This window comes from Pseudomonas sp. SC11, from assembly GCF_047039205.1.
Taxonomy (GTDB): domain Bacteria; phylum Pseudomonadota; class Gammaproteobacteria; order Pseudomonadales; family Pseudomonadaceae; genus Aquipseudomonas; species Aquipseudomonas boreofloridensis.
In genome coordinates, this window is record NZ_CP178183.1 from 4,960,598 (window position 1) to 4,975,804 (window position 15,207).

Annotated in this window: 7 protein-coding genes; 5 read left to right on the forward strand and 2 right to left on the reverse strand. The window is 65.0% G+C overall.

The annotated features are described in order from the left end of the window. Positions 1-67: 67 nt before the first annotated feature. The gene (putP, locus tag ACK2SD_RS22160; RefSeq protein WP_412460853.1) at positions 68-1,546 is read right to left on the reverse strand and encodes a sodium/proline symporter PutP; all 1,479 of its coding nucleotides are present in this window, start codon (positions 1,544-1,546) and stop codon (positions 68-70) included. A 356-nt stretch (positions 1,547-1,902) separates the two neighbouring features. Here putP and putA point away from each other — a divergent pair, with 356 nt between their 5' ends. Continuing rightward, a complete protein-coding gene (putA, locus tag ACK2SD_RS22165) occupies positions 1,903-5,853 on the forward strand; it encodes a trifunctional transcriptional regulator/proline dehydrogenase/L-glutamate gamma-semialdehyde dehydrogenase (protein WP_412460854.1) in 3,951 nt (1,316 codons plus the stop codon). Between the two features lie 72 nt (positions 5,854-5,925). Here the strand turns inward: putA and ACK2SD_RS22170 are convergent, their stop codons facing one another. After that, the gene (locus ACK2SD_RS22170) at positions 5,926-8,859 is read right to left on the reverse strand and encodes an RHS repeat-associated core domain-containing protein (RefSeq protein WP_412460855.1); all 2,934 of its coding nucleotides are present in this window, start codon (positions 8,857-8,859) and stop codon (positions 5,926-5,928) included. A gap of 204 nt (positions 8,860-9,063) precedes the next feature. Here ACK2SD_RS22170 and ACK2SD_RS22175 point away from each other — a divergent pair, with 204 nt between their 5' ends. From ACK2SD_RS22175 to mdtD, 4 genes are all read left to right on the forward strand, one after another. Continuing rightward, positions 9,064-10,866 carry an acyl-CoA dehydrogenase gene (locus ACK2SD_RS22175; protein WP_295486748.1) on the forward strand — a complete coding sequence of 601 codons (1,803 nt, stop codon included), beginning with the start codon at positions 9,064-9,066 and terminating at the stop codon, positions 10,864-10,866. A gap of 30 nt (positions 10,867-10,896) precedes the next feature. Next, the gene (locus tag ACK2SD_RS22180; protein WP_412460856.1) at positions 10,897-12,339 is read left to right on the forward strand and encodes a TldD/PmbA family protein; all 1,443 of its coding nucleotides are present in this window, start codon (positions 10,897-10,899) and stop codon (positions 12,337-12,339) included. Continuing rightward, positions 12,339-13,670, forward strand: coding sequence for a TldD/PmbA family protein (locus ACK2SD_RS22185; RefSeq protein ID WP_295486742.1), 1,332 nt, complete (start codon positions 12,339-12,341; stop codon positions 13,668-13,670). The genes ACK2SD_RS22180 and ACK2SD_RS22185 overlap by 1 nt, the downstream gene beginning before the upstream one ends. Before the next feature lie 70 nt (positions 13,671-13,740). Then, the gene (gene mdtD / locus ACK2SD_RS22190; protein WP_295486740.1) at positions 13,741-15,168 is read left to right on the forward strand and encodes a multidrug transporter subunit MdtD; all 1,428 of its coding nucleotides are present in this window, start codon (positions 13,741-13,743) and stop codon (positions 15,166-15,168) included. Positions 15,169-15,207: the final 39 nt, after the last annotated feature.

The following is a 15,207-nucleotide window of genomic DNA, read 5'->3' on the forward strand; positions in this document are numbered from 1 at the left end:
CCGACGGCGTCAGGTGCGGTGGTCGGCGCTGGCCGAGTCGCGGGCAAGCCCGCGCTCGGCCTGTCGCTTACTTGTCGGCGTGGTAGGCCGCGTCAGCCGTCTCGAACCGCGAAACCATGCTGGCGCTCGGACGCCCCAGCTTGCTCACCACGACGATCGCGACGGTGGCAAACAGGAAGCCCGGAATGATCTCGTACAGCCCCAGCCCGACGTAGTTCTTCCACAGGATCACGGTCAGCGCACCGACCACGATACCCGCCAGCGCGCCATTACGGGTCATGCCCTTCCACAGCACCGACAGTAGCACCACCGGGCCGAACGCCGCGCCGAAGCCCGCCCAGGCGTAGGCGACCAGGCCCAGCACGCGGTTGTCCGGGTTGGCGGCCAGAGCGATGGCGATCAGCGCCACGGCCAGCACCATCAGGCGACCGACCCAAACCAGCTCGGCCTGCGAAGCGCCCTTGCGCAGGAAGGCTTTGTAGAAGTCCTCGGTCAGCGCACTGGAGCACACCAGCAATTGGCAGCTCAAGGTGCTCATCACTGCAGCGAGAATGGCCGACAGCAGCACCCCGGCGATCCACGGGTTGAACAGGATCTTCGCCAGCTCGATGAAGACCCGCTCATGGTTTTCGGTCACCGGCCCGGCCAGGCCGGGATTGGCCGAGAAGTAGGCGATGCCGAAGAAGCCCACCGCGCAGGTGCCGGCCAGGCACAGGATCATCCAGGTCATGGAGATGCGTCGGGCGTTGGCGATGGACTTCACCGAGTCGGCCGCCATGAAACGCGCCAGGATGTGCGGCTGGCCGAAATAGCCCAGCCCCCAGCCCATCAGCGAAATGATGCCGATGAAGGTGGCGCCGCGGAACATGTCGAAGTTGGCCGGGTTCTGCGCTTCGATGGCCAGCAGGGTGGTGTCGAAGCCGCCGGTGGAGATCAGCACGATGATCGGCGTGAGGATCAGCGCGAAGATCATCAGCGTGGCCTGCACGGTATCGGTCCAGCTCACCGCCAGGAAACCACCGACGAAGGTGTAGGCAATGGTCGCTGCTGCACCGGCCCACAACGCCGTCTCGTAGGACATGCCGAAGGTGCTTTCGAACAGGCGGGCGCCGGCGACGATGCCGGAAGCGCAGTAGATGGTGAAGAACACCAGGATGACGATGGCCGAGATCACCCGCAGCAGGCCGCTGGTGTCTTCGAAACGGCTGGAGAAGAAGTCCGGCAGGGTCAGCGCATCGCCATTGTGTTCGGTCTGTACACGCAGTCGACCGGCGACGAACAGCCAGTTGAGGTAGGCGCCGACGGTCAGGCCGATGGCGATCCAGGCCTCGGACAAGCCCGACAGGTAGATGGCGCCCGGCAGCCCCATCAGCAACCAGCCACTCATGTCCGAAGCACCGGCCGACAAGGCGGTGACCACGCTGCCGAGACTGCGGCCGCCGAGAATGTAGTCGGAAAGATTCTTGGTCGAGCGATAGGCGGCGAAGCCGATCAGCACCATTGCTGCGATGTAGACCACGAAGGTGATCGTGATTGGATTGCCCATGGTTATGTCCTGGCGTTGTTGTTATCTCTGGCAACCGCACACGAGAAAGCGGTTGCACCCAGGCGGCGCATCCTATGCAACAACCTTCATCAGGTGCAACCACTTTTCATTTGCAAGTTGCACCCATAAATGCATTTTCAGATAAAACCGCTTTTTTGCTACTTTTTGCGACAAAAAGCAGGGTTTTAAGACGTTAAGGCAGCAAAAATGGACTACAGAAGATTCCTTTAGAGACCGCCGGACGAGTTGCACCTTTTTCAGAAAAAATTCGGGTTGCACCCGGTTGCACCTGCAAACGCCGCCCGCTAATCTTGCCGCCAGCTTAGCCACTCCCGTGGCAATAACGAGGATAAGAAATGGCGACGACCACCCTTGGGGTCAAACTCGACGACCCGACCCGTGAACGACTCAAAGCGGCTGCGCAGTCCATCGACCGCACCCCGCACTGGTTGATCAAGCAGGCGATCTTCAACTACCTGGAGAAGCTCGAGGGTGGTGCCAACCCCAACGACATCGACGGCCTGGCCGCCAGCAATGGCGACGATGCCGGCGACGTGCCGACCGACCACGCGCACCAATGCTTCCTCGAGTTCGCCGAGAGCATCCTGCCGCAATCGGTGCTGCGCGCGGCCATCACCGCCGCCTACCGCCGTCCCGAGCAGGAAGTGGTACCGATGCTGCTGGAGCAAGCGCGCCTGAGCGCCCCGCTGGCCGAGGCCACCAACAAGATGGCTGCGGGGCTTGCCGACAAGCTGCGCCATCAGAAAAGCGCCAGCGGCCGTGCCGGCATCGTCCAAGGCCTGCTGCAGGAGTTCTCCCTGTCGTCCCAGGAAGGCGTGGCCCTGATGTGCTTGGCCGAGGCCTTGCTGCGCATCCCGGACAAAGGCACCCGCGATGCGCTGATCCGCGACAAGATCAGCACCGGCAACTGGCAACCGCACCTGGGCAACAGCCCGTCGCTGTTCGTCAACGCCGCCACCTGGGGCCTGCTGCTCACCGGCCGGCTGGTGTCCACCCACAACGAGTCCGGCCTGAGTTCTTCGCTCACCCGCATCATCGGCAAGAGCGGCGAGCCGATGATTCGCAAGGGCGTCGACATGGCCATGCGCCTGATGGGCGAGCAGTTCGTCACCGGCGAGACCATCGCCGAGGCCCTGGCCAACGCCAGCCGCTTCGAATCCAAGGGCTTCCGTTACAGCTACGACATGCTCGGCGAAGCCGCGCTCACCGAGCACGACGCGCAGAAGTACCTGGCCTCCTACGAGCAGGCGATTCATTCGATCGGCAAGGCGTCCAACGGGCGCGGCATCTATGAAGGCCCGGGCATCTCGATCAAGCTCTCGGCGCTGCACCCGCGCTACAGCCGTGCGCAGTACGAACGCGTCATGGGCGAACTGTACCCGCGGCTGCTGTCGTTGACCTTGCTGGCCAAGCAGTACGACATCGGTCTGAACATCGACGCCGAAGAAGCCGACCGTCTGGAGCTGTCGCTGGACCTGCTCGAACGCCTGTGCTTCGAGCCGTCGCTGGCGGGTTGGAACGGCATCGGCTTCGTCATCCAGGCGTATCAGAAACGCTGCCCCTATGTGATCGACGCCATCATCGACCTGGCCAAGCGCAGCCGCCACCGCCTGATGATCCGCCTGGTCAAGGGCGCCTACTGGGACAGCGAGATCAAGCGCGCCCAGGTCGAAGGCCTGGAGGGCTACCCGGTCTACACCCGCAAGGTCTATACCGATGTCTCCTATATCGCCTGCGCGCGCAAGCTGCTGTCGGTGCCGGAAGCCATCTACCCCCAGTTCGCCACCCACAACGCCCACACCCTGTCGGCCATCTACCACATCGCGGGTCAGAACTATTACCCAGGACAGTACGAATTCCAGTGCCTGCATGGCATGGGCGAGCCGCTGTACGAGCAGGTGGTCGGCAAGATCGCCGACGGCAAGCTGAACCGTCCGTGCCGCGTCTACGCGCCGGTCGGCACCCACGAAACCCTGTTGGCCTACCTGGTGCGGCGACTGCTGGAAAATGGCGCGAACACCTCGTTCGTCAACCGCATCGCCGATCATTCCATTTCCATCCAGGAGTTGGTCGCCGACCCGGTGCTGAGCATCGAACGCATGGCCACCCAGGAAGGCAACGTCGGCCTGCCGCACCCGCGCATCCCGCTGCCGCGTGAGCTGTATGGCAGCGAGCGGGCCAACTCGGCCGGCATCGACATGGCCAACGAGCACCGCCTGGCTTCGCTGTCCTGCGCCCTGCTGGCCACCGCGCACACCGACTGGAATGCTTCGCCCCTGCTGGCCTGCACGGCCAGCGAAGGTGCCGTCGAGGCCGTGCTCAATCCCGCCGACCACCGCGACGTGGTGGGTCATGTGCAGGAGGCCAGCGTCGCCGACGTCGACAACGCCATCCAGTGCGCGCTGAACGCCGCCCCGATCTGGCAGGCCACCCCGCCGGCCGAGCGCGCGGCGATCCTGGAGCGCACTGCCGACCTGATGGAAGCCGAGATCCAACCGCTGATGGGCCTGCTCATCCGCGAGGCCGGCAAGACCTTCGCCAACGCCATCGCCGAAGTGCGCGAGGCCGTGGACTTCCTGCGTTACTACGCGGTGCAGGCGCGCACCGACTTCAGCAACGACGCCTGCCGCCCCTTGGGCCCGGTGGTGTGCATCAGCCCGTGGAACTTCCCGCTGGCGATCTTCACCGGCCAGGTGGCGGCGGCGCTGGCCGCTGGCAACCCGGTCCTGGCCAAGCCCGCCGAACAGACCCCACTGATCGCCGCCCAGGCCGTGCGCCTGCTGCTCGAAGCGGGCATTCCCGAGGGCGTGCTGCAGTTACTGCCAGGGCGCGGCGAAACCGTCGGTGCCGGTCTGGTCGGCGACGAGCGGGTCAAAGGCGTGATGTTCACCGGCTCCACCGAAGTGGCGCGCCTGCTGCAACGCAATGTCGCCGGGCGCCTCGACGCCCAGGGTCGACCGATTCCGCTGATCGCCGAAACCGGCGGGCAGAACGCGATGATCGTCGACTCCTCGGCGCTCACCGAACAGGTGGTGATCGACGTGGTGTCCTCGGCCTTCGACAGCGCCGGCCAGCGCTGCTCGGCCCTGCGCGTGCTGTGCCTGCAAGAGGACTGCGCCGACCGGGTCATCGAAATGCTCAAAGGCGCCATGGCGCAGAACCGCATGGGCAACCCCGAGCGCCTGTCGGTGGACATCGGCCCGGTGATCGACGCCGAGGCCAAAGCCGGCATCGAGAAGCACATCCAGGCCATGCGCGAGAAGGGCCGCAGCGTCTATCAGGTGGCCCTGGCCGAGGGCGAGGAATGCAAGCGTGGCACCTTCGTCATGCCGACCCTGATCGAACTGGAGAGCTTCGACGAGCTCAAGCGCGAAATCTTCGGCCCGGTGCTGCACGTGGTGCGCTACAACCGCAAGCACATCGACCAACTGATCGAACAGATCAACGCCTCTGGCTACGGCCTGACACTGGGCGTACACACCCGCATCGACGAAACCATCGCCAAGGTGGTGGACAAGGTCAATGCCGGCAACATGTACGTCAACCGCAACATCGTCGGCGCCGTGGTCGGCGTGCAACCGTTCGGCGGTGAAGGCCTGTCCGGCACCGGTCCCAAGGCCGGTGGTCCGTTGTACCTGTACCGGTTGCTGTCGACCCGCCCGGCCGACGCCATCGCCCGGCACTTCCAGCGTACCGACGCACACGGCAAGGCCGACAACGCGCTGCACGAGCAACTGCTCAAACCACTGCACGCACTCAAGACCTGGGCGTCCAGCCACCAGCCTGAGCTGGTCGCCCTGTGCGAGCAGTACGTCGAGCAGTCGCAGAGCGGCATTACCCGTGTGCTGCCTGGCCCCACCGGCGAGCGCAACACCTACAGCGTGCTGCCCCGCGAGCACGTGCTGTGCCTGGCCGACAACGAAGCCGACCTGCTGACGCAGTTCGCAGCGGTGCTGGCGGTCGGCAGCTCAGCGCTGTGCAGCGATGGCGAGCCGGCCAAGGGCCTGCGCAGCCGCCTGCCGAAAGAGCTGCAAGGCAAGCTCAGACTGGTGGCCGACTGGACCAAGGATGACGTGGCATTCGACGCCGTCATCCACCACGGTCACTCCGACCAGCTCCGCGCAGTGTGCCAGCAGGTGGCCAAGCGTGCCGGTGCCATCGTCGGCGTGCACGGGTTGTCCAGCGGTGACCAGCAGATCGCCCTGGAGCGGCTGGTGATCGAGCGGGCGGTCAGCGTGAATACGGCTGCGGCGGGCGGTAACGCGAGCTTGATGACCATCGGCTGAGGCCGAGCGTGTCGATGAAAGCAGGCGCGTCTCGGGCGCGCCTGCTTTCGTTTGGCCACCGTTCAAGCCTGCTCACTGTTTGCTGGACGATCGCCAGAATTTTATCTTTGAGGCAAGTGAACGTTTGGTACTGACGGGCGCGACGGGAGTTACGTAGGAAATCTGCAACTTCTGAATCGTCGGATGTGCGTCCTGATAGTGGTAGGTAATCTCATTGCTCTGAGTTTCTACCCGCAATGCCGTCATCTGTTCGGTAGTCAAGCTCAGATCGGCCTCCAGTTGCTCGGTACTCGTGTACTTGAGGCTGAAGATCTGCCGCGAGGTGATGGTGAGCGACCTGTCACCTGAAGAAGGCTTTCGAATGATGTGCTCAGGCTCAGCGCCGGGAGCCTGCACCCAAGACGCACGGAACTGATTCTGCTCATCGAACGCGCCGCCAGCCGGTTCGATGCCATAACTCAAAACGGCCAACTCGGCTGCGTGGGCTTGATGAGCAATCGTCGAAATGATCCCTTTCTGTTGCCGGGTAAAAAGCTGATCGATGGTGTGTCTCACCAACGGTGTCTCCTGATCCCCCTCGATCACGGTGTAGACACTACGATGCAAGTCCTTGGCAAATTGCTCGGTGACGCCAAGCGTCCTCGCAAGCTCGGCATCGGGGCCGAGACGTTCACGTCCATCGTCGCCCACCGCACCAATCTCTCGCTCAGAAGCCATGGGCTGATAGGCGGGTACCTCCTGCTGCCAGAACACCTTCAACCTCAATCGCCCCGGCGAATGCTCACTGACATTGCCAATGAACGCTGTCCCTTCCTTCAAACTCTTGAAGATATCCGGAAACTCGATGACCTTGTCCAAGGCGGCAAAGGTGGGTCCGAACTCGCTCTCGAAACTCTGCAAGCCGTCGGGGTCTCGGCGGGTAACAGGGTTGTTGCGCACCATGCAGTAGAGATTGAAACCATCCACCGGACCTGCCGGATCGGCGCTCAACCACCGGCCGCTCCACGGCTGGTAGTAGCGATGCCCATAGTAATAAAGCCCGGTCGAATCTCGCTCTTTGCCGGCATGACGCACCGTCTTGTAGGACGCTTCAAGACGATTGCGAGCCAGACAGAACGCCGTACCACCATAGGGGTAATAGTCTTCGTGGCTGATCAGGCGGCCGTCGCCGTCGATTTCCAGGAGGCTGCTGCCCAAGGGGGTGTCGTAGCTGTAGCGCAACTGATCGTTCTGCAGGCCGTCAGGAACATCGTTGCTCCAGTGCAGCAGCCGGACCTGGGCGTACCCGCCCTCTCCGACCGTCAGGGTCTGCAGCGTTTCTTCGACACGCGCACCACTGTCGGTACGACGCCACTCAAGTCCCGGCAAGTAGATGACGCGCTGCCTGCGCCGGCAGGCTCCGGCCCACTGTGTGTGGAGCTTCATGACGCGTTTGCCGTCACTGTCGTAGCGGTAGTGCTCGCTGTCGTGCTGATCCGCCGTTTCGCGCTGCATCGAAATCACCTGGCGTAGTTCGCCGCTCGACGTCCAGCACAATGGCTGATGAGGCAACAGCAGGGCCTGCTGCCCGCTCGCGGTGAATGAAGCCTCGGCCTCTACCGGGGAGCTCGCCATTGTGTCGAGTACCGCGCGATTACTGCGGTCACTGACCATCATGTCAACGGCGTAGCAATGGTTGCTGGCAGGCGCGAGGTGCACCATCCGGGTCAAATTGCCAGCCGCATCATAGGTGAAGTCACGGGTGTAACGAGTCAGGAGCGTCTGGTCACCTCCGCCAACCTGGCTGCCGGTGGGCGTTCCCGGCGTAGCCTCGCCCTCGGCGCGCTCGCGCCCCGAAGCGCTGACCAATTGATAGAGACTGTCGTAGCGAAAGCGCTTTTGCGGTTCGACCTTCTGGTTTCGCCAGAAGCTGGCAGCGTCGGTCAGATCCTGTTCGCCTAACAGGTTACCGACCGGATCGAAGGTGTAGCGCACCTCCTGCAACACCTTCACCCCTCGCGCATGGCCGGCTGGCCGCTCGATGCGCCGGCCGGACTGACGTCGTGTGGTGGGTTCGTAAAAGTACTGGGTCGATACACCGTTACCGTGGCGCTCACACGCTTTGGCGCCACAGGCCAGGTAACTCAGCGAGCGCACGATTTCGCGTTCCGGCGCCCCTTTGCGGGTCAGCCACGCGGCCTTGAGGTGACCCGCAATGTCGCAAGCCACGCGCTGCCGGTTTCCGGCGGCATCGGTGACACTTGAAACGGCTGCGCAGGCATCCACCACCGCGCACGTCGTGTAGGCGAACTCGACCGATTCCAGCGCCCGGTCCCAGTCACTGGCCGTCTCCCCTTGCCAGTGCGCAGTGGTCTGCTCATCATCACCGTGCTCAAGAAGCCGCCGCGTGAACGCAATAGGTGTGCCGGTAAGGGCAGCCCCCTCGAGCAGCGCAAGTCCAGCACCGTCATAACGGCCGACACACCGCCCCGCCAGGTTCAGCGCACGTTTCGATGCACTGCCATCGGCGTAGACGAACCGCTGGACGATGCGCGGATCTGCGCCCCCTTGGGTATCGGTGATACTCACCGGCCGCCCGGGCAAACCGGCAGGTTCATAGGCCAGGCTACGCACGACCACCTGGCCGTAGTCGTCGTGCCCGCCTGCATCGCAGGCGATCGCACTGAACCGTACCAGGGGGCGACCGTTGACATCGGCGAGGGCCACAGCAATGCCGGCGTCAGCATGCTCAGCGCGCACTGGCCTGCCGACAAGATCGTTGAGGAAGGTGAAATTCGCCAAGCCCCTTTCAGCCAAGCGTGGATCGACACTGCGTTGCAGATAACCCCGGCGATCATAACCGTGACGGGTGACGCGCTGATCGGTCCGTTCCAAGGTCAGGGGGTGCCGATGATAGGCCAGCTCCCGGACGGTCAGTCTCCCTGCAAAGACTTGTACTCGGGGCGTGTTGTGGGCAACCAGTGGCGCAGAGCAGGTCATCGAGCGTCCTCCAATCTTCATACGCATCCGCGCCAATCTCAACCACGGTGTGCTTTGCATACTAGCGTCGCAAAACCTCGGCGGCACCTGGCAGAACTGTCAGTCCCCGCAGCACCACCTGACCCAGCACCGCCATCGTGCTTTTGAAGCGCTATCACCCACATCCATTAGCCTGTGCGGTAACAGTCACCGCCACTAGACTCGGCGCATCCCGATTCCAGGAATGCCGCCATGTCCGAGCAACTCCTCAGCAGCCGCAACCTTGCGTTCGAACTCTATGAAGTCCTCGATGCCGAGGCCCTGACCGCCCGCCCGCGTTTCGCCGAGCACAACCGCGAAACCTTCGACGCCGCGCTGGGCACTGCGCGCAGCCTGGCGGAAAAGTACTTCGCCCCGCACAACCGCAAAGGCGACGAGCACGAACCGCGCTATGTGGACGGCCGGGCTGAGTTGATCGCGGAGGTCAAACCCGCCGTGCAGGCGTTTCTCGACGCGGGCTTGCTCAATGCCAACCGCGACTTCGACGTCGGCGGCATGCAGTTGCCGAGCCTGGTCTCGCAAGCCTGCTTCGCCCACTTTCAGGCCGCCAACGCCGGCACCACCGCCTACCCGTTCCTGACCATGGGCGCGGCCAACCTGATCGAAAGCTTCGGCGACGAAACGCAGAAGCGGTTGTTCCTGCAACCGATGATCGACGGCCGCTTCTTCGGCACCATGGCCCTCACCGAACCCCATGCCGGCTCGTCGCTGGCAGACATCCGCACCCGCGCCGAGCCCGTTGGCGACGGCAGCTACCGGCTCAAGGGCAACAAGATCTTCATCTCCGCCGGCGACCACGAGTTATCGGAGAACATCGTGCACATGGTCCTGGCCAAGCTGCCGGACGCCCCGGCCGGGGTGAAGGGCATTTCCCTGTTCATCGTGCCCAAGTACCGGGTCGATGCCGACGGTCGCCTCGGCGCGCGCAACGACGTGACGCTGGCCGGGCTGTTCCACAAGATGGGCTGGCGCGGCACCACCTCCACGGCGCTGAACTTCGGCGATAACGGCCAGTGCATTGGCTATTTGGTCGGCCAGCCGCACCAAGGCCTGGCCTACATGTTCCAGATGATGAACGAGGCGCGCATCGGCGTCGGCATGGGCGCGGTGATGCTCGGCTACGCCGGCTACCTGTACTCGCTGGACTATGCTCGCCAGCGCCCCCAGGGCCGTCAGGTGGACAACAAAGACCCGCACAGCCCGCCGGTGCCGATCATTGAGCATGCCGACGTGCGGCGCATGCTGCTGATGCAGAAGGCCTACGTGGAAGGCGCCTTCGACCTGGGGCTGTACGCCGCGCGGCTGTTCGACGACACCCACACCGCGCCCGATGCAACCACTCGCGAGCAGGCCCAGCAACTGCTCGACCTGCTCACCCCCATCGTCAAATCCTGGCCATCGGCGTTCTGCCTCAAGGCCAACGAACTGGCGATCCAGATCCTCGGCGGCCACGGCTACACCCGCGACTATCCGGTGGAGCAGTACTACCGCGACAACCGCCTGAACCCGATCCACGAGGGCACCGAGGGTATCCAGTCGCTCGACCTGCTGGGGCGCAAGCTGGCGCAGAACGGCGGTGCCGGGCTCAAGCACCTGATCCGCCTGATGGCCGCCACCGCCGAACGTGCCAGCCATCACCCCAACCTGGATGCGCTGCGCCAGCCGCTGGAGCAGTTGGTCAATCGCTTGCAGGCCGCAACCCTGGCCCTGCTCGGCGATCTGGCCCAGGGCAAGGCGGCGGCTGCGCTGGCCAATTCTGCGCTGTACCTCAAGGTGTTCGGTCACTGCGTGATCGGCTGGCGCTGGTTGGAGCAGGCGATCCATGCCGAGCTTGGGTTGCTCAAGGAAGTTGAAGCCGATCGCGATTTCTATCAGGGCAAATTGCAAGCGGCGCGTTATTTTCTGATCTGGGAGGTGCCAGGCTGCCATACTGAGCTCGCCTTGCTCGAGGCACGTGACGACACGTGCCTGGGCATGCACGAGGGGTGGTTCTAGGGGGAGCCACCGTGTACCGGAGGTTCTTGCATGTTCGATTCCAGCGCCCTGCTGCGCCAGCGCTTCGCCGGGCTGCGCAGCACGGCCGACGTCTTTTCGCTGCGCCACGTCAAGCAAGCGCACCAATCGCTGTCGGTGCGGCGTAACGTCGCCGAGCCACCGTCGTTCAGCCAGGACGAGGGCGCCATGCTCAGCGTTCGGCTCAACGGCGTGGAAGCCTACGCGGCCACCGCCGACCTGTCGCAAGCCGGACTGCAACGTGCGCTGGAGCAGGCCGAGGCCCTGGCCCAGCAGATCGCCGGCCACCACCTGCTCGATCTGCGCCAGCAGCCGGTGCCCAGCCAACGTCACGACCACGTCTCGCCCAACTTCGAGCAGGCCCTGCCCAACCTGGCCGACTGCCTTGAGCTGCTGGCCGCCGAATCGGCCAGCGTGCCCAAGGACGCACGCCTGGTGGACTGGCAGGCAAGCCTGGGCATCACCCTCGTCGAGCAGACCTACCTGAACTCGGCCGGTGCGCAGTTGCGCCATGCGCAGCGCTTCGTCTTCCCCGGCTTGGGGGTCACCGCCAGCGATGGCCAGGACAGCCAGAGCCGCACCCTGGGCCGGGAGAACTTCGGCCAACAGGGCGGCTTCGAGGTCATCGAACGCTGCGGCCTGGTAGGCGCGGCCCGACGCGTGGCCGACGAGGCCCTGCAGTTGCTGCTGGCGCCCAACACCCCCAGCGGCGTGCGCGACCTGCTGTTGATGCCCGACCAGATGATGCTGCAGATCCACGAGTCCATCGGCCACCCCTTGGAGATGGACCGCATCCTCGGTGACGAGCGCAATTACGCCGGCACCAGCTTCGTCAAGGCCAGCGACTTCGGCCATCTGCAATATGGCTCGGCGCTGCTCAACGTCACCTTCGACCCGACCCTGCCAGAAGAGCTGGCCAGCTACAGCTTCGACGACGACGGCACACCCGCCAGCAAGCAGTTCCTGATTCGCCAGGGCACGCTGTTGCGGCCGCTGGGCGGCGCCCTCTCGCAACTGCGCTCCGGCCTCGACGGCGTGGCCAACAGCCGTGCCTGCGGCTGGAACCGCGCCCCCATCGACCGCATGGCCAACCTCAACATCGAACCGGGCGAGCACTCGCTGGAGCAACTCATCGCGGGCATCGAGCACGGCATCCTCATGCGTACCAACCGTTCCTGGTCCATCGACGACGCGCGCAACAAGTTCCAGTTCGGCTGCGAATGGGGCCAACTCATCGAGCACGGCCAACTCAAGGGCGTGGTCAAGAACCCCAACTACCGCGGCATCTCCGCGCAGTTCTGGCGCAACCTCTCGGCGGTGGGCGACCGCAGCACCTTCCAGGTGCTCGGCACCCCGAACTGCGGCAAGGGCGAGCCCAACCAGGTCATCCGCGTCGGCCACGCCTCGCCGGCCTGCGTGTTCCGCCAGATCGACGTATTCGGAGGAGACGCCTGATGAGCACTTCGTATCGACATCGCTTCGAGCACCTGCACGGCGCCCTGCGCGACGCCGTGCATCCCGGCGAGCAGTTCACCCTTGGCTACAGCGCCGAACAGTCGCGTTTCGTGCGCTTCAACCAGGCCAAGGTGCGTCAGGCCGGCGATGTCAGCCAGGCCAGTGCGAGCCTGCGCCTGGTGCGTGACGGCCGTCAGGCCGAGCAGCAGTTCACCCTGGGCGACGACCCGCAACTCGACCGCCAACGCCTGCACGACGCGCTGGCGCAACTGCGCCAGACCTTGCCGCTGCTGCCCGCCGATCCCTACCTGAAACTGGACGAGCGCGCCTGGCACAGCCACAGCGTGCAAGAGGAGCCCCTGCCCGACTTCGACGAAGTGCTGGCGCTGATCGAGCAGCAGGCCGGCGACCTGGACCTGGTCGGCATCTATGCCGCCGGTCCCCTCTGCCGGGGCTTCGCCAGTTCCTATGGCGCCTTCGGCTGGCACCAGGCCAACAGCTTCAATTTCGACTGGAGCCTGTTCCACGCCAACGGCCAGGCGGTGAAAGCCAACTATGCCGGCCAGGCCTGGAGCGCCGAGGCCTTTGCCACGCGCCTGCGGCTGGCGCGCGAGCAACTGCAGCACCTGGGTCGCCCGGCCATCACCCTCGAACCCGGCAGCTACCGCGCCTACCTGGCCCCCGCGGCCATGGACGAGATCGCCGGCATGCTGGGCTGGGGCGGCTTTTCAGCCCAGGCCCTGGCCACTGGCAACAGCCCGCTGCAACGCCTGTACAACGGCGATGCCCGGCTCAGCCCGCTGGTGAGCGTCGCCGAACAGGTCAGCGGCTCGCTGAGCCCAGCGTTCTCCGACGAAGGCTCGCCCCGCCAAGACCTGACCCTGATTGGCGAAGGCCGCGCCCTCGAGCGCCTGACCAGCGCGCGCAGCGCCGCCGAATTCGCCCTGCTGGCCAACGGTGCCGACAGTTACGAGGCGCCCTGCGCGCTGAGCCTGGCCCCCGGATCGCTGGCCACGGCGGACATCCTGGAACACCTCGGCACTGGCCTGTACATCAGCAACCTGTGGTACCTGAACTACTCCGACCTGCCCGCCGCGCGCATGACCGGCCTGACCCGCTTCGCCACCTTCTGGGTAGAGGACGGGCAGATCCAGGGACCGGTGAGCACCATGCGCTTCGACGACAGCCTGTACAACCTGCTGGGCGACCGTCTGGAAGCGCTGACCTGCGAGCGCGAGCTGATCCTGTCCACCAGCACCTACGGACAGCGGCAGACCGGATCGAGTCATTTGCCCGGCGCGCTGGTCAGAGGACTGACATTGACATTGTGATTGGCCCTGCCGGCCCTATCGCCACCGCGATCGATCCGCGCCAGGGCCGGCACAGGCAGAAGAGGACGTCATGCCCGAACGCGCCCCGCTCGACCCCACCACCGCCCGCTGGCTCCCCTGGGTGGTGGCCATCGCTTTCTTCATGCAGTCGCTCGACGGCACCATCCTCAACACCGCGCTGCCCGCCATGGCCCGCTCGCTGGCCGAAGACCCGTTGCGCATGCAGGGCGTGATCATCGCCTACATGCTCACCGTGGCCCTGCTGATCCCCGCCTCCGGCTGGATCGCCGACCGCTTCGGCACCAAGCGCATCTTCTTCGGCGCGATCCTGCTGTTCAGCGTCGGCTCGCTGCTGTGCGCGGCGGCCAACAGCCTGGGCTTTCTGATCTTCGCGCGGGTCATCCAGGGTCTGGGCGGTGCGCTGATGCTGCCGGTCGGGCGCCTGGTGGTGCTGCGCGCCTACCCGCGCTCGGAACTGGTGCGGATCATGAGCTTCATCACCATCCCCGGCCTGCTTGGGCCGCTGCTCGGCCCGACCGTCGGCGGCTGGCTGGTGGAAATCCTCAGTTGGCACTGGATCTTCCTGCTCAACCTGCCGGTTGGCGCGCTGGGCTGCTATGCGGTGTGGAAATTCATCCCGGACCTGCGCGGCAGCGAGCGCACCACCTTCGACGGCCCAGGCTTCCTGCTGTTCGGCGCGGCGATGGTGCTGATCACCATCGCCATGGAAGGCCTGGGCGAACTGCACCTGCCGCACCTGCGGGTGATGTTGTTGCTGTTCGCCGGCATGGCCTGCCTGGCCGCTTACTGGCTGCGCGCCGGACGCGACCCCGAGCCGCTGTTCTCGCCCAGCCTGTTCCGCGTGCGCACCTTCGCCATCGGCATCCTCGGCAACCTGTTCGCCCGCCTGGGCAGCGGCGCCTTGCCCTTCCTGGTGCCGCTGCTGCTGCAAGTGGCGCTGGGCTACTCGCCGGCGCAGGCGGGCATGAGCATGATCCCGCTGGCGGCCGCAGCGATGCTGGCCAAGTCGGTGGCACGTCCGCTGATCGAGCGCCTGGGCTACCGCATCATCCTCACCGGCAACACCCTGCTGCTCGGCGTGATGCTGGCCAGCCTCGGCCTGGTCGACGAGCAGACGCCGTACTGGCTGCTGCTGGTGCAACTGGGCGTGTTGGGCGCGGTGAACTCGCTGCAGTTCACGGCCATGAACACCGTGACCCTGATCGACCTGGACGATGTCAGCGCCAGCAGCGGCAACAGCCTGCTGTCGGTGGTCGCGCAACTGTCGCTGAGTCTGGGCGTGGCCTGCGCCGGCGCCCTGCTCGGTGGTTTCACGGCCTCGGGCAACGCTGACGGCGTGGAAACCACCTTGGGGGCGTTCCAGCTCACCTTCCTGACCATCGGTTTGATGGCGATGCTGGCTGCGGCGATCTTCCTGCAGCTTTCGCCGACAGACGGCCGGCGTACCCGTCGTCCGGAAGAGCACGTGGAAACGTAGGGGGAATCGCCATGGGCTGGTAGACTGTGCGGCATTTTT